General features: G+C 59.9%; 21 protein-coding genes. 14 read left to right on the top strand and 7 right to left on the bottom strand.

Going from position 1 to position 24,334, the window contains the following annotated elements; all coding sequences use genetic code 11:
- Nucleotides 1-137 precede the first annotated feature (137 nt).
- The 9 genes from tesB to ACP0KA_RS10965 all read left to right on the top strand — a co-directional run bounded on the left by tesB (nt 138) and on the right by ACP0KA_RS10965 (nt 10,959).
- Nucleotides 138-1,022, top strand: coding sequence for an acyl-CoA thioesterase II (tesB, locus tag ACP0KA_RS11005; protein WP_424628823.1), 885 nt, complete (start codon nt 138-140; stop codon nt 1,020-1,022).
- A 150-nt stretch (nt 1,023-1,172) separates the two neighbouring features.
- Complete coding sequence (locus ACP0KA_RS11000) at nt 1,173-1,511, top strand: P-II family nitrogen regulator (RefSeq protein WP_424631563.1); 339 nt, start codon at nt 1,173-1,175, stop codon at nt 1,509-1,511.
- A gap of 119 nt (nt 1,512-1,630) precedes the next feature.
- The gene (locus ACP0KA_RS10995; protein WP_424631562.1) at nt 1,631-2,887 is read left to right on the top strand and encodes an ammonium transporter; all 1,257 of its coding nucleotides are present in this window, start codon (nt 1,631-1,633) and stop codon (nt 2,885-2,887) included.
- A gap of 342 nt (nt 2,888-3,229) precedes the next feature.
- Nucleotides 3,230-3,568, top strand: coding sequence for a P-II family nitrogen regulator (locus ACP0KA_RS10990; RefSeq protein ID WP_424628822.1), 339 nt, complete (start codon nt 3,230-3,232; stop codon nt 3,566-3,568).
- A 37-nt stretch (nt 3,569-3,605) separates the two neighbouring features.
- Nucleotides 3,606-5,048: an ammonium transporter gene (locus tag ACP0KA_RS10985; protein ID WP_424628821.1), complete on the top strand. Its 1,443-nt coding sequence runs from the start codon at nt 3,606-3,608 to the stop codon at nt 5,046-5,048.
- A 378-nt stretch (nt 5,049-5,426) separates the two neighbouring features.
- Nucleotides 5,427-6,653 carry an aminotransferase class I/II-fold pyridoxal phosphate-dependent enzyme gene (locus tag ACP0KA_RS10980; protein WP_424628820.1) on the top strand — a complete coding sequence of 409 codons (1,227 nt, stop codon included), beginning with the start codon at nt 5,427-5,429 and terminating at the stop codon, nt 6,651-6,653.
- A gap of 8 nt (nt 6,654-6,661) precedes the next feature.
- Nucleotides 6,662-9,136, top strand: coding sequence for a DNA translocase FtsK (locus tag ACP0KA_RS10975; protein ID WP_424628819.1), 2,475 nt, complete (start codon nt 6,662-6,664; stop codon nt 9,134-9,136).
- Between the two features lie 171 nt (nt 9,137-9,307).
- Nucleotides 9,308-10,063, top strand: coding sequence for an outer membrane lipoprotein carrier protein LolA (locus ACP0KA_RS10970; protein WP_424631561.1), 756 nt, complete (start codon nt 9,308-9,310; stop codon nt 10,061-10,063).
- A gap of 80 nt (nt 10,064-10,143) precedes the next feature.
- Complete coding sequence (locus ACP0KA_RS10965; protein WP_424628818.1) at nt 10,144-10,959, top strand: exodeoxyribonuclease III; 816 nt, start codon at nt 10,144-10,146, stop codon at nt 10,957-10,959.
- Between the two features lie 99 nt (nt 10,960-11,058).
- Here ACP0KA_RS10965 and ACP0KA_RS10960 read toward each other — a convergent pair whose 3' ends face one another.
- Together ACP0KA_RS10960 and ACP0KA_RS10955 are read right to left on the bottom strand one after the other, a co-directional pair.
- Nucleotides 11,059-11,499: a Crp/Fnr family transcriptional regulator gene (locus ACP0KA_RS10960; RefSeq protein WP_424628817.1), complete on the bottom strand. Its 441-nt coding sequence runs from the start codon at nt 11,497-11,499 to the stop codon at nt 11,059-11,061.
- Between the two features lie 36 nt (nt 11,500-11,535).
- Nucleotides 11,536-12,222, bottom strand: coding sequence for a response regulator transcription factor (locus ACP0KA_RS10955; protein WP_424628816.1), 687 nt, complete (start codon nt 12,220-12,222; stop codon nt 11,536-11,538).
- 131 nt (nt 12,223-12,353) lie between these two features.
- Between ACP0KA_RS10955 and ACP0KA_RS10950 the strand changes: the two genes are divergently transcribed.
- A complete protein-coding gene (locus tag ACP0KA_RS10950; RefSeq protein ID WP_424628815.1) occupies nt 12,354-12,926 on the top strand; it encodes a L,D-transpeptidase family protein in 573 nt (190 codons plus the stop codon).
- A gap of 11 nt (nt 12,927-12,937) precedes the next feature.
- On the opposite strand, the gene ACP0KA_RS10945 is transcribed toward ACP0KA_RS10950, so the two are convergent.
- The gene (locus ACP0KA_RS10945) at nt 12,938-13,618 is read right to left on the bottom strand and encodes a YggS family pyridoxal phosphate-dependent enzyme (RefSeq protein WP_424631560.1); all 681 of its coding nucleotides are present in this window, start codon (nt 13,616-13,618) and stop codon (nt 12,938-12,940) included.
- Between the two features lie 106 nt (nt 13,619-13,724).
- On the opposite strand from ACP0KA_RS10945, the gene ACP0KA_RS10940 reads away from it, so the two are divergent.
- From ACP0KA_RS10940 to holA, 4 genes are all read left to right on the top strand, one after another.
- Nucleotides 13,725-15,416, top strand: a complete 1,692-nt coding sequence (locus tag ACP0KA_RS10940; protein ID WP_424628814.1) for a diguanylate cyclase domain-containing protein — start codon at nt 13,725-13,727, stop codon at nt 15,414-15,416.
- Between the two features lie 241 nt (nt 15,417-15,657).
- Nucleotides 15,658-18,294, top strand: a complete 2,637-nt coding sequence (gene leuS, locus ACP0KA_RS10935; protein ID WP_424628813.1) for a leucine--tRNA ligase — start codon at nt 15,658-15,660, stop codon at nt 18,292-18,294.
- Complete coding sequence (gene lptE, locus ACP0KA_RS10930) at nt 18,281-18,835, top strand: LPS assembly lipoprotein LptE (protein ID WP_424628812.1); 555 nt, start codon at nt 18,281-18,283, stop codon at nt 18,833-18,835. Before leuS ends, lptE begins: the two co-directional genes overlap by 14 nt.
- Nucleotides 18,836-18,850: 15 nt before the next feature.
- Nucleotides 18,851-19,879, top strand: coding sequence for a DNA polymerase III subunit delta (gene holA / locus ACP0KA_RS10925; protein ID WP_424628811.1), 1,029 nt, complete (start codon nt 18,851-18,853; stop codon nt 19,877-19,879).
- Nucleotides 19,880-19,885: 6 nt separating this feature from the next.
- On the opposite strand, the gene ACP0KA_RS10920 is transcribed toward holA, so the two are convergent.
- The 4 genes from ACP0KA_RS10920 to mnmG form a co-directional block, all read right to left on the bottom strand.
- Nucleotides 19,886-20,776, bottom strand: a complete 891-nt coding sequence (locus ACP0KA_RS10920) for a ParB/RepB/Spo0J family partition protein (protein WP_424628810.1) — start codon at nt 20,774-20,776, stop codon at nt 19,886-19,888.
- A gap of 92 nt (nt 20,777-20,868) precedes the next feature.
- Complete coding sequence (locus ACP0KA_RS10915; protein WP_424631559.1) at nt 20,869-21,711, bottom strand: ParA family protein; 843 nt, start codon at nt 21,709-21,711, stop codon at nt 20,869-20,871.
- 39 nt (nt 21,712-21,750) lie between these two features.
- Nucleotides 21,751-22,416: a 16S rRNA (guanine(527)-N(7))-methyltransferase RsmG gene (rsmG, locus tag ACP0KA_RS10910; protein ID WP_424628809.1), complete on the bottom strand. Its 666-nt coding sequence runs from the start codon at nt 22,414-22,416 to the stop codon at nt 21,751-21,753.
- An 11-nt stretch (nt 22,417-22,427) separates the two neighbouring features.
- On the bottom strand, nt 22,428-24,299 hold the full coding sequence (mnmG, locus tag ACP0KA_RS10905) for a tRNA uridine-5-carboxymethylaminomethyl(34) synthesis enzyme MnmG (protein ID WP_424628808.1): 1,872 nt from the start codon (nt 24,297-24,299) through the stop codon (nt 22,428-22,430).
- Between the last annotated feature and the right edge of the window lie 35 nt (nt 24,300-24,334).

The following is a 24,334-nucleotide window of genomic DNA, read 5'->3' as shown; positions in this document are numbered from 1 at the left end:
GGCCATAAGGGAAATATGACGCAGCACGCGGGGCCGAAAGGTGCGGCCCTGGGATCTTTTTATCAGGGTTTGCGGACCACCGGAAACCTTCGCATCCAAATCAGCTCCACGAGCTGCGGCAGATCGGAACATAGTGAATGTCAAAGAGCCTGATTGATCTGTTGTCGATTCTCGATATCGAGCAGCTCGAAGTGAATATGTTCCGCGGAAACAGCCCCAAAACCCGCTGGCAGCGGGTATTTGGCGGACAGGTGATTGGGCAGGCGCTCGTTGCGTCATGCCGCACCGTCGAAGGCCGGATGCCGCATTCGCTCCATTGTTACTTCATCCTGCCGGGCGATCCGCAAATTCCGATTGTCTATGAAGTCGAGCGGTTGCGTGACGGCAAAAGCTACTCCACCCGTCGCGTGACGGCCATTCAGCACGGCAATGCGATTTTTTCGATGATGGTGTCCTTCCACATCGAGGAAGAGGATTCCTTCAATCATCAGGACAAAATGCCCGATGTGCCGCCGCCGGATAAACTGACGGCGGAGGAATTGATGAAAGATTCTCTGTTCGACCAGATGCCGGAATTCATCAAGCGCTACTATGAATCCGACCGTCCAATCGAACTGCGCCCCGTCGAATTCAAGCGCTACTTCGGCGAAAAGATCCCGGACGGGCGCATCAACATCTGGATTCGCACGGCCGCGAAGTTGCCGGACGATCCGGCGCTGCATCAGTGCGCGCTGGCCTACGCATCGGATTTCTCACTGCTGGACTCGGTGATGTCGCGCTATGGCCGAACATTGTTCGACGGCCGCGTCATGGCCGCAAGCCTCGATCATGCCATGTGGTTTCACCGTCCCTTCCGGGCGGACGAATGGCTGCTTTACAGCCAGGACAGCCCAAACGCGCGCGGGGGGCGGGGTTTGGCCCGCGGACTGATCTTCAAGCCCGACGGCACACTGGTGGCGTCCGTCGCCCAGGAAGGCTCGCTCCGTGAAAAGCGCGATGACCTGATCAAGCCGAAAGCGTGATGGCTGGATAGGCTCGAAAGCCCGCAACTGCCTTAAAACAAGGCATCCGGCCAGCTTACTGTCTGCGCGCCTTGCCAATAAAGCTGGCATAGGTACAAGAGCACGGGCATGCTGCCCAAACAGCATGCTGGACGCAGAGAAAGCCCTGCCATGAAACTCATCACTGCCATCATCAAACCCTTCAAGCTTGAGGAGGTCCGCCAGGCCCTGACCGCCATTGGCGTGCATGGAATGACCGTGACCGAAGTGAAGGGCTATGGCCGCCAAAAAGGCCACACCGAGATTTACCGCGGGGCCGAATACATCGTGAACTTCCTGCCTAAACTGCGCATCGAAATTGCGGTCGGCACAGACTTGGCCGAAAAAGCGGTTGAGGTGATCACGGCCGGCGCGCGCACTGGCCAGATTGGCGACGGCAAGGTGTTCGTCACACCGATCGAGAATGCCGTGCGGATCCGCACCGGCGAAACCGACAACGACGCTCTCTAACCCTGACATTCATCATCCAGCGGCTAGCGGTGCTTCGAGCCACCGCACAAACGACCGAAGCGGGGGAATCCATGACTGACCAGCCGCGTGCCGCCCGGATAACGACGGCTGTTGTCGCGATGTTTGCTTTCGCGGTCGCAACGCCCGCCTTCGCCGAAACGACGAAGATCGAACCCGCCGACACGGCATGGATGATCGTGGCGACGGCCTTCGTGCTGATGATGACGATCCCAGGCCTCGCACTGTTTTATTCCGGCATGGTTCGCAAGAAGAACGTGCTCGCGACAATGGCACAAAGCCTGACCGCGGTGGCACTGATCTCGATCCTCTGGATTGCCTACGGATATAGTTTGACGTTCGTGGGGGATGATGCGGTCCTCGGTACGTTCGACCGGGTTTTTCTGTCCGGTATGACCATGGACAGCGTCAATCCGCTCGCAAAGACTATTCCTGAAGCTCTTTTCGTTCTCTACCAGATGACCTTTGCCGTCATCACCGTTGCGCTTGTGGCGGGCTCCGTCGCCGATCGCATGCGTTTCTCGGCGTATGTGATCTTTTGCGTTGTCTGGTTCACCTTCGTCTATGTGCCGCTGGCTCACTGGATCTGGGGCGGCGGTTTCCTGGGACGAGCCGGCGTGCTCGATTTCGCAGGCGGCCTCGTCGTGCATCTGAGCGCCGGCACTGCCGGACTGGTGGCCGCGAAGGTCATGGGCAATCGCCGCGGCTACGGCACGGAGAATCTATCGCCCTACGATCTATCGCTTGCGGTGATCGGCACGGGCCTGTTGTGGGTTGGCTGGTTCGGCTTCAACGGCGGATCGGCGCTGCAGGCCAATTCGCGTGCGGTGATGGCGATTCTCGCGACGCACCTCGCGGCCTGCGCTGGCGCCCTGACGTGGATCGCGATCGAGTGGATCACACGACGGAAGCCCTCCGTGCTGGGGATGATTTCGGGTGCTGTCGCCGGTCTTGGCACCATCACGCCGGCTTCCGGCTTTGTCGAACCATGGCATGGCATCGTAATCGGCATCGCAGCCGGACTGGTGTGTTACTGGGCCTGCACATGGCTCAAGCACCGCTTCAAATACGATGACAGCCTCGACGTCTTTGGCATCCACGGAATCGGGGGCCTGCTTGGGACGCTGCTCATTGGTATTTTCGGAACCGCGGCGGTCGGCGGCGTGTCCGGATTGCTCGAGGGCAATCCAAAGTTGCTTCTGATCCAGCTCTACGGTGCCGCCGTGGTGTTCGTCTGGACGGGAGCGGCAACTTTCGTGCTGTTGAAAGCCATCGATATCATGTCAGGCCTGCGGGTCTCCCACGAGCATGAAGTCGAAGGCCTCGACATCACCCAGCATGGCGAAGCCCTTCAATAAGCTTCCGTCCCGCGCCGAAAGCTCCGTTCCGATTTGCGGCCCGGTCCCATGTAAAACCGCTGCTGCCTCGTCCGTAGGCAGGATTATGTCGACACGCTGATGTGCCCATGTTTTCGGCACGCCTGTCGATCTTTTAGGCGCGACGCAATAGCCCGATCTCGCGCGCCTTCGGCCCAAGGCAAAAAACTTAAGAATCATAACAGGTTATAGAATTCCGCCGGTCTGGCACGGCATTTGATTCTACGGGTGCAGGCTGTGCCCGTGGAGGGGCTTTTTCTTCGCGTGGTGACCCTCAGTCGAGATCGCCCGGTCTCCCGATCGGGCCCAAGCGGGGAATAACCTATGAAAATTGTTATGGCGATCATCAAGCCATTCAAGCTGGAAGAGGTCCGCGACGCTCTGACCGCCATCGGCGTCCACGGGCTCACGGTGACGGAAGTCAAGGGATACGGCCGCCAGAAAGGCCACACGGAAATCTACCGTGGCGCTGAGTACGCGGTGAGCTTCCTGCCCAAGATCAAAATCGAGGTCGCTGTTGCCTCGGCACAGGTCGACAAGACCATCGACGCCATCACCGCCGCTGCGAAGACCGGCCAGATCGGCGACGGCAAGATCTTTGTCATGGCTCTCGACCACGCGGTCCGTATCCGCACCGGCGAAGCTGACGACGCGGCCCTCTGATTTCGCGCAAACCTCATCTTACCAGGAGTACAAACAAATGACGTTGAAGCGTCCCATCAGCGCGGGATTGGCGGCTCTTGCAGTCGGGCTATTTGCCACGACCGCCGCTTATGCCGCACCGACCATCAACAAGGGCGACAACGCCTGGGTGATGACATCGGCCGTTCTCGTGTTGCTGATGACCATTCCGGGCCTCGCATTGTTCTATGGCGGTCTCGTTCGTTCCAAGAACATGCTCTCCGTGCTGGCGCAGGTGTTCTACTGCGTCTGCATCGTCACCGTGATCTGGGCAGTCTACGGTTACAGCCTCGCCTTCACCGGCGGCTCCGATTTCATCGGCGGCTTCTCCAAGGCCTTCATGGCCGGCATCACCACCGACTCGGCCGCGGCGACCTTCAGCGTCGACGCGAATATCTCCGAGTTGGTATATTTCTGCTTTCAGCTGACCTTCGCAGCCATCACGCCGGCCCTGATCGTCGGCGCGTTTGCTGAACGCACGAAGTTCGCAGCGTTTGCGCTGTTCGTCCCGCTCTGGGTCACGCTGATCTACTTCCCGATCGCGCACATGGTTTGGTACTGGCCGGGGCCGGACGCCATCTCCGACGCTGCGAAGGCCTTGGCAGCAGCGGCTGACGGCGCGGCAAAGACTGCGGCGCAGGCCAAGCTCGACGAAATCAACGCCGATGCGGGCTGGATCTTCAAGAAGGGCGCGCTGGACTTCGCAGGCGGCACCGTCGTTCACATCAACGCCGGTATCGCAGGCCTTGTCGGCGCGCTGATCATCGGCAAGCGCACCGGCTACGGTAAGGAGCTGATGGCTCCGCACTCGCTGACCATGACCATGATCGGCGCGGCCCTGCTCTGGGTCGGCTGGTTCGGCTTCAATGCCGGCTCGAACCTCGAAGCCAACGGCGGCGCTGCCCTCGCCATGACCAACACCTTCGTCGCAACTGCGGCGGCGGCGCTGTCGTGGATGTTCGCGGAGTGGATGATCAAGGGACACCCCTCACTGCTCGGTGCCCTGTCCGGTGCCGTTGCAGGTCTCGTGGCAGTGACCCCCGCGGCCGGTTTCTCCGGTCCGATGGGCGCGATCGTGCTTGGCCTTGTGGTCGGCGTGGTCTGCTTGTTCTTCTGCACCGTCGTGAAGAACGCACTCAAGTATGACGACTCCCTCGACGTGTTCGGCATCCACTGCGTCGGCGGCATCATCGGCGCGCTCGGCACCGGCATTCTGGTCAATCCGGCCCTCGGCGGTACCGGGGTGATGGACTACGTCGCCGGCAAGATCGGCGAGTACGACTTCGCAGCCCAGATGACCTCCCAGATTTGGGGCGTCTGCACCACGCTGGTGTGGTCGGGTCTCGGGTCGGCGGTCCTGTTCAAGATCGTCGACGTCGTCGTCGGCCTCCGCGTCACCGTCGACAAGGAACGCGAGGGTCTCGACGTCACCGAACACACCGAGCGCGCCTACAACATGTGAGACAACGGTTGGGGCACAAACCCGGCAAAGCCCCGTCCGTCGAAGGGCTCCAGCGCAAGCTGGGGCCCTTCACTTTTTCAGCCCTTGATTTGCCCTGAAGTGGGCTAGTGGTCTGATTCTGACGTTCGCATCCCGTCTGGGCAGGCACGCTTGCGAACGTTAGAATCAAAGGACCACTAGCAAAACTAAGGTTCAGTGTCCTTTTGGATCCGAAGGTCGCTACGGATATGCTGCAATATGAGGCGAACTTCGGATCCAGGACACTAGGAAAAACCGATGGTTAATCGCGTCTTAACCTCGCAGAACCTATGGTGACGTGATCAGTTTTGCGCGACCTGATCCTCTTTCGACGGACCCTCAAGTATTGGCGTTTTTACAATGGCGATGACCGCTTCTTCCCGCACGGCTCCAGGTGCCGGCGCCCAAGACGGCGAGCGTTCGCCTTTTGCCCGGCTGGCGGACCTCCTGAGCTCGCATAAGCCAGGTAAGCCATTGATAAATATGTCACTTGGCGAACCGCAGCATCCCGTCCCGGGTTTTGTCGGCCCCATTCTCGCGAACCATATCGCCGATTTCGGACGCTATCCGATCGCCAAGGGCATTGAGCCGTTTCGCCGGGCCGCAGCGGGCTGGGCCTCGAAGCGATTCGACTTGGGCCGTGTCCTCGATCCGGAGACCGAGGTCCTCGTGCTCAACGGCAGCCGTGAAGGGCTGTTTTTCGCAGCCATCGCGGCGAGCCGCTATGTCAGCCCGCGCAAGGGCACCCCGGCGATCCTGATGCCCAATCCGTTTTACCCGGCCTATGCCGCCGGTGCGCGGGCGGCGGGTTGCGAGGCGGTGTTCCTGCCGACCACCCGAGAGAATGGATTCCTGCCGGATTTGGATTCTCTCGACGCAGCAACGCTTGATCGAACCGTAGCCTTCTATCTCGCCTCACCTGCCAATCCGCAGGGCTCGGTCGCGACTCGGGATTATTTCGATCGGGTCACCCAGCTCGCCAATCGCCACGGATTCATGGTGCTCAGCGATGAATGCTATTCCGAGATCTATACCGAGCGGGCGCCAGGCAGCATCCTGAGTTCCGCCGGGCCGAATTTTGCCAACGTGGTGGCATTTCAATCGCTCTCGAAGCGATCGAACCTGCCGGGAATGCGCGTCGGCTTTGTCGCCGGTGACAAGGCGTTTCTCAGCCGCTTTCACGAGCTGCGCAACGTCGCCGCTCCGCAGGTGCCGGTGCCGCTGCAGCATGTCGCTGTGGCTGCCTACAGCGACGAAACTCACGTCGAGGAAAATCGGCGTCTCTACAAAATCAAGTTCGATCTTGCAGATCAGATTCTCGGCGAACGATTCGGCTACCGCCGGCCGGCCGGCGGCTTCTGCATCTGGCTCGATGTCTCGGCCTACGGCGGCGATGAAGCCGCGACCGTCAGGCTCTTCAAGGAAGGCGGTGTCCGCGTCATTCCGGGAAGCTATCTGGCGCGCGCCCAAGCCGACGGCAGCAATCCTGGCGCCGGATACATTCGCGTCGCCATGGTGCAGGACAGCGAGACGACCGCCGAGGGGTTGCATCGTATGGTTGAAGTCTTGAACGAGTCGCGGGGTTAAATCACGCCATGCCAGCGATCGAGCGCGTCATCCCCATCGTCGGCCAGATCTCCGACCCGATCCGCGAAATGCTCGCGCGGCGCTTACGCGAGCTCGCAGGACTCGGCGTGCTGTCGCTCGCATGCATCATTGCGGCAGCGCTGATGACATGGTCGGTGCAGGACCCAAGTCTCAGTCACGCCACCTCGGGTCCCATTCGCAATCTGATCGGGCGTCCCGGTGCAATCGGCGCCGATTTGCTGATGCAGATTTTCGGCCTCGGTTCGATCATGCTGATCCTGCCCATCGCCGTGTGGGGATGGCGCTTGCTGACCCATCGCTTTTTTGATCGCGAAGCCTTGCGGATCGCCTGCTGGATCCTTTGCGCGGTGGTCGCGGGTGGTCTCGCGAGCTGCCTGCCGCGTAGTGGCGCGTGGCCGCTTCCGACGGGATTGGGAGGCGTGGTCGGCGACGGGCTCGTGCGCGTTCCTGCCGTTGTTTTTGGTCCGCCCGGTTTGATCTATCGCGCGGTTTTTGGCCTCATCCTGTTCGCAACGATGATTGCGAGCTTCCTGTTCGCAAGCGGCGCGGGATCTCAGGAGAAGATCGTCGAACGCACACGCGCGCCGATGATCGACGAAGAAGACGAGGATTTCACCGACGAGGACAACGATCGTCGCTCGATTTCGCTCGGCTGGATTGTCCACGCCATCATGAGCGCAAAGGCGCGCGCAACACGCTTGTTCTCGTCAATTTTCGCAATGATGCTCGGGCGTAACGAGGACGCACGCGCCGCCCGATCGTTTGAGCGGATGGAGCCGAACATCGGCGCCGGGCGCAGAAGCCCCTCCCTTGTCCCGGAAGCCGAAGACGAGGACTACGAAGAAGAGAGCGAGGAAGAAGAGGAAGAAGAAGACGAGGAAGAGGAAGAACCGGCGCCCCGCTCACGTAAGCGCGCTGAGCCGAAGTCCTCCAGCCGCAAGGGCGTTTTCGTTCTCCCACCGATTTCCGTCCTCGCAGCACCAAAAGCCTCGGATCGGCTGACGCTCAGCAAGGACGAGCTGGAAGAAAATTCCCGGGCGCTCGAAGGCGTTCTGCAGGATTTCGGCGTGCGCGGCGAAATCGTGAAAGCCAATCCCGGCCCCGTCGTCACGCTGTACGAGCTGGAGCCTGCGCCCGGCATCAAGTCGTCGCGCGTCATTGGTCTTGCCGACGATATCGCACGCTCCATGAGCGCGATCTCCGCCCGTGTTGCTGTGGTGGCGGGCCGCAACGCCATCGGTATCGAGCTGCCGAATCTGAAGCGCGAGAAGGTTTATTTGCGTGAACTTCTGACGGCGAAGGAAGCCGCCGAAAGCAACGCAAAGCTTCCGCTCGCCCTCGGCAAGACGATCGGCGGCGATCCGGTCATTATCGATCTGGCGCGCACCCCGCATATGCTGATCGCCGGTACCACCGGCTCGGGTAAATCCGTTGCCATCAACACCATGATCCTGTCGCTGGTCTATCGGCTCCGGCCCGATCAGTGCCGCCTCATCATGGTCGATCCCAAGATGCTCGAACTCTCCGTCTATGACGGCATCCCGCACCTGCTGACACCCGTCGTGACGGATCCGAAGAAGGCGGTCGTCGCGCTGAAGTGGGCGGTGCGCGAGATGGAGCAGCGCTACAAGAACATGTCCAAGCTCGGTGTGCGCAACATCGACGGCTACAACGTCCGCGTTGCTGAAGCCAAGGCAAAGGGCGAAGAGCTCACGCGCACGGTGCACACCGGCTTCGACAAGGAAACCGGCAAGGCGATCTACGAGGAAGAGAAGCTCGAGCTCGAGCCGCTGCCCTACATCGTCATCATCGTCGACGAAATGGCCGACCTGATGATGGTTGCAGGCAAGGACATCGAGGGCACCGTACAACGCCTCGCGCAGATGGCCCGCGCCGCGGGACTGCACGTGATTCTCGCCACACAGCGCCCATCGGTTGACGTCATCACCGGCACCATCAAGGCAAACTTTCCGACCCGCATCTCCTTCCAGGTCACATCGAAGATCGACAGCCGTACCATCCTCGGGGAAATGGGAGCTGAGCAACTACTCGGCCAGGGCGACATGTTGTACATGGCCGGCGGCGGTCGCATCAGTCGTGTCCACGGACCGTTCGTCTCCGATGAAGAAGTCGAGAAGATCGTTCGCCATCTCAAGGCTCAAGGCCAGCCGGAATACCTCGAAGCTGTGACCGCCGAAGAGGAAACCGAAGAGGACGGCGCGGTATTCGACTCCACCGGCATGGGCGGTGGTGGCGAAAACGACCTGTTCTCTCAGGCTGTTGCCATTGTGAAACGCGACCGCAAGGCCTCCACAAGCTACATTCAACGCCGGCTGCAGATCGGCTATAACCGCGCCGCGACGCTGATGGAGCGCATGGAACAGGAAGGCATCGTTGGACAGGCCAATCACGCCGGAAAACGTGAAATCCTGGTCGGTGAAGAGGAAGACCGTTTCAACTAGTTTTGCGTGATTAACTCGTTGCTTCGCAGCCGCGAAATCGCCATAGCTCGGGGCTAGCCCAGCGGACATCAAATTCCCGGACAGGACGGACCGTTGAGAAAACTTCACCGCAATCAGCTGTTCAACCTGCGTACCGGCAAGGCACGGTCTCTTCGCCTCACCGCATCAACGATGCTCGCGGCGACGTTTCTGATGTCGTCTGCATTCGCGCAAGCCGTTCCGGTGCCGAAGCCTGCTCCCAAACCCCGCGATGGGGCAACCGAGCAGCGATCCGCTCCGCCGGCACCAAGCGCCCCGGCAGCATCGCAAAATTTCCCGAATCCGATCCCGCCCGCTCTGCGCAATCTGTTCAATGGTGGTTCGGCAACGCCGACATTCGACGCGAATCAAAAAGCGCTCGCGAGCAAGGTCAGTGCGTATCTCTCTGGCCTTCAGAACGTCTCGGGAAATTTTGTCCAGGTCGGGCCGGACGGCAGCCGCACCACCGGCGACTTCTACATTCAGAAGCCCGGCAAAGTCCGCTTCGAGTACGATGCCCCGAGTCAGATTGCTATTGTGTCCGATGGAACGACGGTGGTCGTGCGTGACCGCAAGCTCGGAACGCAGGATAATTATCCGCTCTCGCAGACGCCGTTGCGCTTCCTGCTCTCAGACCGCATCGACCTGATGCGCGATACGAATCTCGTTGGTGTCTCTGCCGACGATATGTTCATCAGCGTCACCATTGAGGAGAAGCAGGCGCTTATTGGTACAAGCCGCCTGATGCTGATGGTCGGCGCCAAGGACAATCAGCTCAAGCAGTGGACCGTGACCGACCCGCAGGGCTACGACACAACGGTCGCGGTCTATAATCTCGATACGACGAAGAAGCTCGATCCAGGCATGTTCAGGATCGACTACACCAACTATCAGATCCCGAACAACTAGTGCGCATGAGGCTGGCGGACTGGAGCAGGGCTGCAAAACCGGATAACGGTTTAGCACCCTCCCTTGAATGATCAGCTTTCATGCCTTTCACTGTAACAACCTGGAACATCAACTCCGTCCGCCTGCGCATTGAGCTCGCTGCGAAGCTCATCGAGGCCGTGCGGCCCGACGTTCTGTGTTTGCAGGAGACCAAGTGCCCGGACGATGCGTTTCCCGCGAAGCGCTTCAAACAGTTGGGCTATGAGCACATCGCGCTCAACGGACAGAAAGGCTATCACGGCGTTGCCATCGTCTCGAAACTTCCGTTCGAGAGCAGCGACATCCAAACCTTCTGCGGCAAGATCGATTCACGGCACATCTCGGTTGCGTTCGGAGCAAAAGCCGGAATGTCTGAACCGCTTGTCTTGCACAATTTCTATGTGCCCGCAGGCGGCGACATTCCCGACCCTGCACTCAATCCGAAGTTCGAGCACAAACTCTCATTCCTCGACGAAATGAAGACCTGCGAAGCCCTGCATCCGAAGCCAGGTGACCGTCATATCCTTGTCGGCGATCTCAACGTTGCGCCGTACGAAAATGACGTATGGTCTCACAAGCAATTGCTGAAGGTGGTGTCGCACACACCGATCGAGTGCGAAAAGCTGATCAATGTCCAGGCTGAAGGCAATTGGATCGATATTGCCCGTCAGCGAATTCCAGAGCCTGAGAAAATCTATACGTGGTGGAGTTATCGCGCTGCGGACTGGACAGTCGGCGATCGTGGCCGGCGGCTCGATCACATCTGGACGTCGCAAGCGCTCGGCGAGCGCATCATTGATTTCACAATCATGCGGGATGCCCGAAGCTGGGAGCGCCCATCCGACCACGTGCCCGTGACGGCAACATTCGACACCTAGTGTCCCGATTCCGAAGTTCGCGTGATTGCGCAGCACCTTCGTTTGTGGACGTCTGCACCGCCACACGAGCAGCGCGTCACTTGCGTCATTGACATGGGATTACTTGAGGCGCGCAGTCAGCCTCGAGATGGCGCCGGTCACTGCTGTCGTGCGCGATGCAAGATCATCGCGCAGACGGCGCGCCGCATCTGGATGGCTTTCCAGCACGCGCTGAAACAGGCTGCGCGAGACACGCAGGACTGACGATCGTTCCAGCGCCGTTGCGGTCGCCGGCCGCGGCATGGCGACGATCAATGCGAGCTCACCGATCAATGCGCTGGGGCCGGCGACTGTCTCGACACCGCTCTCGTCCAGAATGCGGAACGAGCCCATCTTCACGATGAAGCCCGAGTCGCCTTTGTCGCCGACGTGGAACAGCTTTTCGCCGAACTCGTAGTCAATCTGCTCCGAGCCGATCGCAAGCACCTGCAACGCAGCCGTACCCAACAAACTCAAGGTTGGAACGCGCGCGAAGAGGGCGATGTCGTCTTCAATGGCCATTCAGGGCCGTGGTGCTGGTGCGTCGGTTGATTCGTCTCATGGCACCAGTTTATAGCCACCGGATTCGGTCACAAGAATTTCCGGATTGGCAGCATCTTTCTCCACTTTTTGTCGCAGCCGGTAGATGTGCGTCTCCAGCGTGTGAGTGGTCACGCCAGAATTGTAACCCCAAACCTCCTGGAGCAGCATTTCGCGAGAGACCGGCTGCTGTCCGGCCCGATAGAGAAATCGAAGGATCGCAGTCTCTTTTTCGGTCAGCCGGACCTTCTTGGCATTGGGGCCAGTCAGCATCTTGGAGCCCGGGCGGAAGCTGTAGGGGCCCACCGAGAAAACCGCATCCTCGCTGGCTTCATGCTGGCGGAGTTGGGCGCGGATGCGCGCCAACAGGACAGCAAAGCGAAATGGTTTCGCGACGTAATCATTCGCCCCGGATTCTAACCCAAGGATGGTGTCCGAATCGGTGTCGTGACCGGTGAGCATGATGATCGGCGATTTGAAGCCGCCCTTGCGGAGGCTGCGAACCACTTCCCGGCCATCCGTATCAGGCAGGCCCACATCCATCAGGACAAGGTCGGGTGAATTGACTTTAGCGGCTTGGGCACCTTTGGCACCCGTATCGACGGCGGATGCCTCGAATTCCTCGTGCAGCGACAGCTGCTCCACCAGGGCTTCGCGCAGATCAGTGTCATCGTCCACGATGAGGATCTTGCGGGCGTTGGCCATTGCGTCCAATCCTTTAGGTCTTGGTTTCGAATAAAGGTTTCTGGGAGCGACCCCGGAAGCGAAAGCTCTCTAAAAACCTGGCGAAATAGAACATTTGCAGACAAAAGGGCAAGCGGGAGTTGCACTCAGGCATGGGAAGTGAAGCTTTTCCAAGGACTTGCAGAACACTGTTCCGTGATCGGCCGTTGCCTGTCGTACGAATCCGCGCTGCTGCCGGCAATCCTAGCCGAGGTTGGCTGATCGCCGGAGCGCATACTATACCCGTCGCGCTTGGACGTGGCGGAATCAGGGCCAACAAATTCGAAGGCGATGGGGGCACACCCCGCGGCACATTTCAACCGGTACGGGTGTGGTGGCGCGCGGATCGCCATGGTCGGCCTTTGACCCACCTCCCGATTCGCCGGATCCGCCCGGAAGACGCCTGGTCGGAAGACCCGGCGGACCGGCACTACAATCGCGCCGTCCGGCTCAACCACAGTCAGGGTGGTGATCGGCTCATGCGGGACGATCACCTCTATGACTTCATCATCGAAATCGACCACAACACCAAGCCGCGCGTTGCCCGCCGGGGGAGTGCCGTTTTCCTTCACCTCGCCCGCAACAACTTTTCACCGACCGCCGGATGCGTCGGCATGACAAAAAACGCCATGCTGCGTTTGCTGTCCCGCATTGGTCCGGCGACGCGCATTGTCATCACATCGTGAGAGCGAGCCGATCAGCGGTGACCGAAGATCGCCGAACCCACTCTGACGTGGGTCGCGCCGAACTGAATCGCGATGGCGAAATCGGCGCTCATTCCCATCGATAATTGTTTCAGGCCATTGCGCGCAGCAATTTTGGCGGTCAACGCAAAATGCGGTGCTGGCGCTTCATCGACCGGCGGAATGCACATCAAGCCGGAAATCTGAAGGCCGTAGACATCCCGGCAGCGTGCAAGGAATGCATCGGCATCGGCCGGCGCAATCCCGGCCTTTTGCGGTTCTTCACCGGTGTTCAATTGCACGAACAGGTGCGGACGCCGATCTTGCTTAATGATTTCCTTCGAAAGCGCCTCACAGATGCTCGGTCGATCCACCGAATGAATCGCATCGAACAGCGCCACCGCCTCTTTCGCCTTGTTGGATTGCAATGGTCCGATCAGATGCAGAGCGATGTCGGGATTGGCAGCCGTCAAATCTGGCCATTTTCCTTTCGCTTCTTGCACCCGGTTTTCACCAAAAACACGCTGTCCAGCTTCGATGACAGGCGTGATTGCTTTCGCGTCGAACGTTTTCGATACAGCAATCAGGGTTAACGAAGATCGGTCCCGACGTGCGTCCTTGCACGCGCGCGCGATATCACTCTCCACCGCTGCGAGGCCCTTTGAGGCGTCGGATGGTCCATTGTCAGGCGGCATCGGTTCGGCCATTCGAAAAGATCCAGATCGTTCCAATTTTAGCGAATCGAAGAAAGGCTTCTTGAACCCTTTAATCTAGTGTCCCAGCGGGGCAAGGGGATACCAGATGTCGATTGCCAGTTTTGGCCGCAACACCTTAAAACTCAAGACGCTTTGGGGAATCCGCGCGCGTCTGGTGTTGCTTGCGCTGATTCTCGTTGTTCCTCTGATGGTCGATCGGGTACGCCTGCTTGAGGATAGCCGCGCCAAACAAGTCTCACTGGCTGCCAATGAACTCTCCGAATTGGCCCAGCATACGGCCGATGCGCAGCGGGAAATCATTTCAACCGTGCAGGCCGTCCTGCAATCCTCCGCCTACATCTACTCCGCAGCATCCCATCAGGGGCGAGGCTGCGCAATCATGCGCGCCAGTCTGCGCGTGGACCTGCCGTGGATCCGAAGCTTATCGATTATCGGGAAAGACGGCATCGTCAGATGTTCGACCGAACAGAGCGTGGTCGGGCTCGATCTGAGCGACCGCAACTACTTCAAACACGCGCGCGAATTCCATGAGTTCGTCATCAGCGACTATATCTTCAGCCGGGCAGCCAATTTGCCGACGATTATGGCAGCTTATCCCGTATCAGCCATTCACGGTGGCGAAGAGGCGGTCGTGATCGCTGCGATCGACCTCAAATGGATGTCGCAGCTGATGAGCAAACGGGGCGATCGTGCCGGCGTGTCCGTGCTGCTCGTCGATAGTAAAGGTGTCATCCTTGCGGCCCGGCCGGAAAACGCGGGCCTGATCGGCCATCCGCTCAAGGACACATCGCTCCTGGAAGCCGTCACGCTCCGCGAAATCAACCAGGGCCGCGAATCCGGCTCCATTATGTTTGAGTCCGCGAACGGCGACAAACAAGCTGTGTCATTCGCCGGCGTAAAGGGAACGCGCGCCCGTCTCATCGTCAGCGTCAATGAAGCCAAAATGCTGGGCGATATCGATCGCGATATTTGGACCGCCTACCTGCAACTGGCCTTGGTCGGAATTCTCGCGCTGCTGGGTGCCTGGATCGCGGGTGAACGGCTCATTATTCGGCCGATCGAGGTCCTGACTGACATGACCAACCGATTCGGCGAAGGCGACCTGTCAGCTCGCGCGTCGAAAGCGGCGTTGCCCCGCGAATTCGTGCCGCTGGCCGAAGCCTTCAACGAGATGGCTTCGCAGTTGTCCGAACGTGAGCGTGAAATGCTCGCGGCCAATGACAGGCTGACCGTCATTGCCTCAATCGACATGATTTCCGGCCTTGCCAATCGCCGAGGTTTCCAGAGCCGTCTCGAATTCGAGTGGATGAAGGCCATCCAGACCGATACGACGCTGTCCCTGATGATGATCGACGTCGATTATTTCAAGTTATTCAACGATACCTACGGGCACCTCGAAGGGGACACTTGTCTTGGCCGGGTCGGTGAGGTGCTCGCCGCCATCGCCGATCAGAATGCCGGGTTCGCGGCGCGCTATGGCGGAGAAGAGTTCTGCCTGCTGCTGCCGGCCCGCGACGCCGCCCGAGCCATGCAGGTTGCTGAAATCGTGCGCGCAGCGGTGGAAAAGCTCGCTGTTCCACACCGCACGAGCAGTTATCAATCCGTCACGGTCAGCGTCGGGGTTGCAACCGTCACGCCGGGAGATAGCCAGCCCCAGGACGACCTGCTGGAGGCCGCGGATGCGGCCCTTTATGCCGCGAAACGCCAGGGCCGGAACACCGTGGTGGAGCATGCGCTGGTCCCGGCCGCCAAACAGCAAATGTCGCTCGCCGGATAGTCGGCAAGGCGTTGACCCAGCGCGGTCTTTTGTGGCTAGTGTGGTGGTTCAGAAGTTCGCTTCATTATTTTCTCTGCGCATCCTTCAAGCGAACTTCTGAACCTGAACCACACTAGAATCATAGGTTTGCTAGTGTCCTTCTGAATCCGAAGTTCGCTACGGGATGCGCTGCATAATGAGGCGAACTTCGGATTCAGGACACTAGTCTGCCGCTTTCCATCCTCTGGCAGACGATCCATCCATGAGCACCGAACGCTATAACGCCCGCGAAACCGAACCGCGCTGGCAGCGCCTTTGGGAGGAGCGGGGGATTTTCTCCACCCGCAACGACAACCCGAAGCCGAAATACTACGTGCTCGAGATGTTCCCGTATCCGTCGGGGCGCATCCACATGGGTCACGTCCGCAATTACACCATGGGCGACGTGGTGGCGCGCTATATGCGGGCCAAAGGCCACAACGTGCTCCATCCGATGGGGTGGGATGCTTTCGGCATGCCGGCGGAAAACGCGGCGATGCAGAACAAGACGCATCCGGCGAAATGGACCTACGAAAACATCGCCACCATGAAAAAGCAGCTCAAGTCGATGGGGCTGTCGCTGGACTGGAACCGCGAGATCGCCACCTGCGATCCAAGCTACTACAAGCACCAGCAGCGCATGTTCCTCGATTTCCTGAAAGCGGGACTGGTCGAGCGCAAGCAGTCAAAGGTGAACTGGGACCCCGTGGATCAGACCGTGCTCGCCAACGAGCAGGTGATTGACGGCCGAGGCTGGCGCTCCGGTGCACTGGTCGAGCAGCGTGAACTGACGCAATGGTTCTTCAAGATCAGCAAATATTCAGACGAGCTTCTCACTGCGCTCGATACCCTGGATCGCTGGCCCGACAAGGTGCGCATCATGCAGCGCAACTGGATCGGCCGTTCGGAAGGTCTGCTTGTTCGCTTCGCCCTCGACACAAAGACGACTCCGGCGGGAGAGAGCGAGGTCGAGATCTTTACAACACGTCCCGATACGCTGTTCGGGGCAAAGTTCGTGGCCTTGTCGCCAGACCACCCGCTGGCTGCGGAGGCTGCAAAGAAAAATCCCGCACTGGCGTCATTCATTGAGGAATGCCGTCACACCGGCACCGCGCAGGCGGAAATCGATACCGCCGAAAAGCAGGGATTCGATACCGGCATCAAGGCCGTTCATCCGCTCGATTCATCGTGGCAATTGCCGGTGTACGTCGCGAATTTCGTGCTGATGGACTACGGCACGGGTGCAATCTTCGGCTGCCCTGCGCATGACCAGCGCGACCTCGACTTCGTCAACAAATACGGGCTCGGCAACATCCCGGTGGTGTGCCCCGAGGGGCAGGATCCCGCGAGTTTTGTCATCACCGACACCGCCTATGACGGCGACGGCCGGATGATCAATTCGCGCTTCCTCGACGGCATGACCATTACCGAGGCCAAGGAAGAAATCGCCAAGCGTCTCGAAAGCGCGACATTCGGCAATCGTGCGGTGGCGCAGCGACAGGTCAATTTCCGCCTGCGTGATTGGGGAATCTCACGTCAGCGCTATTGGGGCTGTCCGATTCCGATCATTCACTGCGAGACTTGCGGCGTCGTGCCCGTACCGGTCAAAGACCTGCCGGTGCAGTTGCCCGACGACATCGAATTCGATCGTCCCGGCAATCCGCTCGACCGCCACACCAAATGGAAAACCGTTTCCTGCCCGCAATGCGGCACCGCGCACGCGCGGCGTGAGACGGACACCATGGATACGTTCGTCGATTCGTCATGGTATTTCGCGCGCTTTACCGATCCTTGGAACGAGAACACGCCGACCACGCGCGATGTGGTCGACCGCATGATGCCCGTCGATCAATACATCGGTGGCGTTGAGCACGCGATCCTGCATCTGCTCTACAGTCGCTTCTTCACCCGCGCGATGAAAGCGACGGGGCACATCGGCATGGACGAGCCGTTCGCCGGCATGTTCACGCAAGGCATGGTCGTCCATGAAACCTACAAGAAACCGGACGGTACCTTTGCATCTCCCGCCGAAGTCACGATTGAAGGCGACGGCAAGACACGCCGCGGATCGCTGCTGACAACGGGCGAACCGATCGAGATCGGCTCGATCGAGAAGATGTCGAAGTCGAAGCGCAACACCGTCGATCCCGACGACATCATCGGGACCTACGGTGCGGACACGGCGCGCTGGTTCATGTTGTCGGACTCGCCTCCGGATCGCGATGTGATCTGGAGCGAAGAAGGCGTTCAGGGCGCCAACCGCTTCGTGCAGCGTATCTGGCGTCTCGTGAACATCGCGGCTCCGCATTTGCCGCCGTCGGGTACGCCGCTGACCGACCTCAACAACGAGGCCGTGCTGACGGTGCGGCGCGCCGCCCACCGGACTCTTGCTGACGTATCCAGTGCCATTGAGCGGCTCCGCTTCAATACGGCGATCGCCAAACTCTACACATTTGTTGGCGTCCTGGCGGATGTCGTCGACGGACCGGCGAAACTGCTCGAGACCAATACGGCCGTGGCGGCAGCCAGCCGGGAAGCTTTTGATATCCTGCTGCGGCTGATCTCCCCCATGATGCCGCACCTCGCCGAGCAATGCTGGCAGATCCTGGGGCACCAGGGCCTGGTTTCGGAGGCCCAATGGCCAGAAATTGAAGCCAATTTGTTGGTCGACGACACAATTACGCTGCCCGTACAGGTTAATGGCAAAAAGCGCGCGGATGTCACGGTCGCCCGAAATGCCGCAAATCCGGAAATTGAGGCTGCCGTTTTGGCCCTCGATACGGTAAAATCGGCCTTGGACGGGAAATCCCCGCGCAAAGTGATTATCGTTCCGCAGAGGATCGTGAATGTCGTGGTTTAATAAGCGCATCGCTGCCCGGCTGGCAGTCGTGGCAGCCTTGGCTGCTACGGTCGCTGGCTGTTTCCAGCCGATGTATGCGGAACGCGGAACGAATGGCGAGCCGGCACTGCGTGAAAAGCTCCAGGGTGTCGAAGTCCCTCCCCTCAAGCTGCCGAACGGATCGCGCGAGGCGCGGCTTGGCGTCAATATCCGCAATACACTGATGTTCAGCATGTACGGCAGCGCCGTTGGCGGACCGCCAACTCACCGCCTGCTGATCCGGATCACCACAAGTCGTTTGTCAGTGATCGTCGATCCGGCTACCGCACGGCCGGATTTGGAAAACTACGGAATCGATGCGACCTACGAACTGAAAGACAACGCGACCGACAAGACGGTGCTGACCGGTACGACCTTCTCGCGTGTCTCTTACGATATTCCGGGTCAAGCTCAGCGGTTTGCGGGGTCCCGCGCGTTGCGTGATGCGGAAGACCGCGCATCCAAGGTGATTGCCGACAACATCAGTCAGCGTCTGGCATCCTTCTTCATCGCCGGCACATAAGCGGATTCAGGATACGTGGTCGCACTCCGCGGCAGGGACATCGATACCTATCTCGCCCGGCCCGATCCGGCGCGCCCGATCGTCCTGCTTTATGGCCCTGACACTGGCCTGGTTCATGAGCGCGCCAATGCCTTGATGGCCTTGGCGGTCGACGATCCAAACGATCCATTCGCCTTGGTAAAGCTTGATGGCGATGAACTCGCCGCCGAACCGTCGCGCCTCGTCGACGAGGCGATGACAGTGCCGTTGTTCGGGGGGCGGCGCGCCATCCGCGTCCGGGCAGGCTCGCGCAGCTTTGCCAGCGGTGTCGAAACACTGACGGAGATGGCGGTCAAGGATTGCCTGATCGTGATCGAGGCTGGTGAGCTGCGGCCCGATGCACCGCTTCGCAAGACCTGCGAGCGCGCGAAGTCGGCGGTTGCGATCGCGTGTTATGCCGACACTGAACGAGATCTGGCACGCCTGATCGATGATGAGTTGCGCATCTCGAACTTGAGGATCGCACCCGATGCGCGGGCGGCCCTGACCTCGCTGCTTGGTGGCGACCGGCAGGCCTCGCGAAATGAGATTCGTAAGCTCACACTCTACGCTCACGGCCAACGCGAGATCACGCTCGACGACGTTGTCGCGATTGTCACCGATGCGTCGGGCCTTGCGCTCGACCCGATTGTCGACAATGCCTTTGCGGGACGCGCCGCCGATGTGGAAGCGTCATTCGCCAAAGCAATGGCAGCCGGAATTTATCCCGGCATGATCATCATGTCGGCGCAGCGGCAGGCGGCGCAATTGCACAAGGCCCGGCTTTCGGTCGAGGAAGGACGAAGCGAGCTGGATGCGCTGGAAAGCGGCTTCCCTCGCCTGCACTTTTCACGCAAGGCGTTGGTCGAGACAGCCTTGCGAAATACAAACAGCGAGCGGTTGGTCAAGGTCATTGCCCAACTCGCCGACGCGGCATTCGACATGCGTAAACAATCGTCACTGGCCGAAGTCATCGCCCAACGCGCACTGCTTGCGGTTGCCGTCAACGCACGGCGCCGCGGCTGAGGTAAGTTAGTGACCCGCCTCGAGGCGGCGGAGAACTTCATCGAGCTGATCAAGATCTTTGTATTTGATCGTGACGACGCCGCCGGGTTCGCGATGATCAACACTGACCTTCAAACCAAGAACGTCACCGACGCGCTTCTCGAGCGCAAGCGTATCGGCATCCTTCACAGACGCACTGCCGCCGCTGCGAGCCTTCTGCGGCTTGCGTTCGGGCACGCCTTCATCATGCGCCAGGGCTTCGGTCTGACGCACGGTCAGTCCTTCCTCGACGATTCGCTTTGCAGCCGCTGAGGCATCCGGCACATTGATCAGTGCGCGTGCATGACCCGCCGAGATTTTTCCCTCGGCGATGTAGGCCTGCACATCCGCCGGAAGCTTGGTCAGACGCATCATGTTCGCGACATGACTGCGGCTCTTGCCAACGATCTTGGCGATGTCGTCCTGGCTGCGTTTGAATTCGGCCGCGAGCGCGTGATAGCCCTGCGCCTCTTCCATTGCGTTGAGATCGGACCGCTGCACGTTTTCGATGATCGCGATCTCGAGCGCGTCACTGTCATTGACGTCGACGGTGACGATCGGAACGTCGTGCAGACCAGCGCGCTGCGACGCGCGCCAGCGACGTTCGCCGGCGATGATCTCGAAACGATCCTGCGCGCCGCGCACCGGCCGCACCACGATCGGCTGAATGACGCCGTGCTGCTTGATCGATGCCGACAACTCACTCAGTTCTTCGTCGGAGAACGTTCGGCGCGGATTGCGCGGATTGGCTTTCAGGAATTCAATCGGTACCCGACGCGGGGTACGGGCGGGACGCTCGACGTGAGCCGCCTCACCGCCAACATCCCCGATCAAACTTGCAAGACCGCGACCCAGTCGCGAACGCGCCTCGTCGGCCATCGCCTGCTCCCTTGCACTCAACTCACGCACTCCCGCTACAGTAAAGTTTATTGTGACGGCGATTCACATCGCCGTCTTCTTTTTAGGTTTGCTCAGTGGGTGCGCAATTCACGCTCACGCTGAATCACTTCAGTCGCGAGCTTGAGATAAGCTTCACTTCCGACACACTTCAGATCGTACACCAGCACCGGCTTGCCGTAGGACGGCGCTTCCGAAATGCGGACGTTGCGCGGAATCATCGTGTCGTAAACTTTGCTGCCCATGAACTGACGCACATCGGCGACCACCTGGTTCGACAGGTTGTTGCGCGAGTCGAACATCGTCAGCACGATGCCGTGAATCGTCAGACCGGGATTCAGAGTTGAACGCACCTGCTCGACCGTCTGCAGCAGCTGCGACAAACCTTCGAGTGCGAAGAACTCACACTGCAGCGGGACGAGAATCGCGTGCGACGCGGCCATGGCATTGACGGTGATGAGATTGAGCGACGGCGGGCAATCGATCAGCACGTAGGTGTAAGCCGACTCAGCTTCGAGGCCGACGTTCAATTCCGCAATCGCATCGCGCAGACGGAACGCGCGACCATGCGTCGTTCCGAGTTCGAGCTCGAGACCCGAGAGGTCCATCGTCGAAGCGGCGATGTGAAGGCGCGGGACCGCGGTCGGAATGATCGCTTCCTGCAACTTCGCCTCACCCACCAGCACGTCGTAGGTCGAGCAATTACGGTTGCGACGATCGATGCCAAGTCCGGTCGAAGCGTTGCCCTGAGGATCGAGATCAACAATCAGAACACGCTCGCCGATGGCGGCGAGTGCTGTGCCTAAGTTGATCGCGGTGGTTGTTTTGCCGACGCCGCCCTTCTGGTTGGCTAGAGCGAGGATACGCGGGCGCTCCGGTGTGCCTTCTGGCACGTCGCCCTGAAAAACCCCATTCATATCAATCATTTGCGTGGCCATATCTGTGAAACGGACGGTTCATCGCCGCTCGATGGTCTCAAGCTCGACGATCCAGCCTTGTCCGCCTGTCCGGCTGGGATGTAGGTGTGGGTTGATATTCCAGTATTTAGTGGCTTCAGTCAATTCAGACTCTACATCTTGTCCCTTTAGAAACAGCGCTTTCGCGCCGCGCTTCATGAGGGGTTCAACGTAGTCCAAGAGCATGTGTAGAGGAGCGAGTGCGCGGGCGGTGATGCAATCCACCGGCGCGCGGAAACTATCCACATAATCCCCGATGTCCGCCGGGTGAATCACGCCGGCCGCGTTGGTCACTCGAAGAGCCTCTCGCAGAAATGCGGCTTTCTTTGCGTTTCGCTCGACCAGGTGAACAGCAGCGCCGTCATGCTCCGCCATCGCACAAGCCAGCACCACACCGGGGAAGCCGCCGCCACTCCCGAGATCGACCCATGTCCGGGCCGTGGGTGCCAGAGTGAGGAGCTGGAGGGAATCGGCCACATGCCGGGTCCAGAGGGTCGGCAGCGTGGATGGCGCGATGAGATTGGTTTTTGCCTGCCATTCCACAAGCAGATCGACATAGCGATCCAGCCGCGCCTCCGTTTCACGTGAAACAGGCGTCAGCGCCAAAGCCGCGGCTTTATCTGCAAGCGAGATCGATGGAAGGTCCGTGGAAGACGACTTAGCCATAGGCACCGACCTCAGGCCGACGCTGCCGGGGTACGGCGGGCTTCGCGACGCAGGTAAGCCGCGAGAATCGCCAGAGCCGCCGGGGTCATGGCTTCAATACGGGCGGCGTGGCCAATGGTCCGGGGCCGAATGCTCTCAAGTTTGTGGCGCGCTTCGTTCGAGAGTCCCGGCACTTCGCGATAGTCGACGCCGCTGAGAACCAGGCCCTCATCGCGCCGGAAAGCTTCCACGTCAGCTGCCTGCCGGGACAGATAGACATCGTATTTGGCGTCGATCTCCAGATGGGTCGCGATACCAGCGTCGATCTCCTTGAGCTGAGGCCAGATCGTAGTCACTTCCGTCCAACCGATCTCCGGGTAAGCCAACAGTTCGAACGCCGAACGACGTTGACCGTCGCGGTTGAGCGCAAGGCCATGCTTCGCCGCTTCGTTGGGGGTCACCGACAGAGATTTAGCCTGAGACTTGGCCTCGCTCAGCGCAGAGATCTTTGCGGCGTGAAAACGCGCCCGCTCCTCGCCGACACATCCCAACGCGATGCCGCGATCGGTCAGACGCTGATCGGCGTTATCCGCCCGCAGGGTCAATCGATACTCCGCCCGCGACGTGAACATCCGATAGGGCTCGGTGATACCGCGCGAGGTCAGATCATCGATCATCACGCCCAGATAGCCATGAGCCCGGTCAAACACGATCGGTTGACCACCTCCGGCCCATAAAGCCGCGTTCAGGCCAGCAACCAGCCCCTGCGCACCAGCTTCTTCATATCCCGTCGTGCCATTGATCTGCCCGGCCAGGAAAAGCCCCGGCACCCGCTTGGTCTGCAGCGTTGGGTTCAATTCCCGGGGATCAACGTGATCGTACTCGATGGCGTAGCCCGGGCGGACCATTTTGACCTGCTCCAGCCCCGGAATTGTAGCCAGAATGGCCAACTGAACCTCTTCCGGCAGGGAGGTGGAGATTCCGTTGGGATAGACGGTTGTATCGTCGAGCCCTTCCGGCTCCAGGAAGATCTGATGACCGTCCCGGTCGCCAAAGCGGACGATCTTGTCCTCGATCGAGGGGCAATAGCGTGGGCCGGTGCTCTTGATCTGACCGGAATACATCGGGGACCGGTGCACATTGGCCCGGATGATCTCGTGGGTCGCATCGGTGGTGCGGGTAATGCCGCATTCGATCTGAGGAGTCGTGATCCGAGACGTAACGACCGAAAACGGCTCAATGGGATCATCTCCCGGCTGCATGTCCACCGCAGACCAGTTGATTGTGGAGCCGTCGAGCCGGGGTGGCGTCCCCGTCTTCAAGCGGCCAAGGGTAAAGCCGACAGCCTCGAAAGACTTCGACAGTCCCATCGCCGGCGCCTCGCCGACCCGTCCGGCCGGCCAATTCCGCTCTCCCAGATGGATCAAACCGCGCAGAAACGTGCCGGTCGTGACGACGATCGCAGCTGTAGCGAGTTCCTGGCCGTTACCCAGCCGCAGTCCGCAAATACGACCATTGGATAGAAGGAATTCATCGGCCTCACCCTCAATCACGGAAAGATTGGGGGTCTGACGGATCTCCGCCTGCATGGCCGCGGCATAAAGCTTGCGATCGATCTGAGCGCGAGGTCCACGAACCGCGGGACCCTTTCGACGGTTCAAAACCCGGAACTGGATTCCGCCTTGGTCGGCCATACGGCCCATCAAGCCGTCCAGAGCATCGATCTCACGGACGAGATGGCCTTTTCCCAATCCACCAATTGCGGGATTACAGGACATGGCGCCGACAGTTGCGAATTGATGGGTCACGAGGGCCGTCTTGGCCCCCATGCGCGCGGAAGCAGCCGCGGCTTCACAGCCGGCGTGGCCTCCCCCGATCACGATGACGTCGAATGAATTTTGCATGATTGAACGGTGTTCTATCGTGCAACTGTAAAAGC

Source organism: Bradyrhizobium sp. SYSU BS000235, assembly GCF_049747295.1.
In the GTDB taxonomy this organism is placed as follows: Bacteria; Pseudomonadota; Alphaproteobacteria; order Rhizobiales; family Xanthobacteraceae; genus Afipia.
The sequence above is the reverse complement of the archived record's forward strand: the minus strand, read 5'-3'. Positions and strand labels throughout refer to the sequence as shown.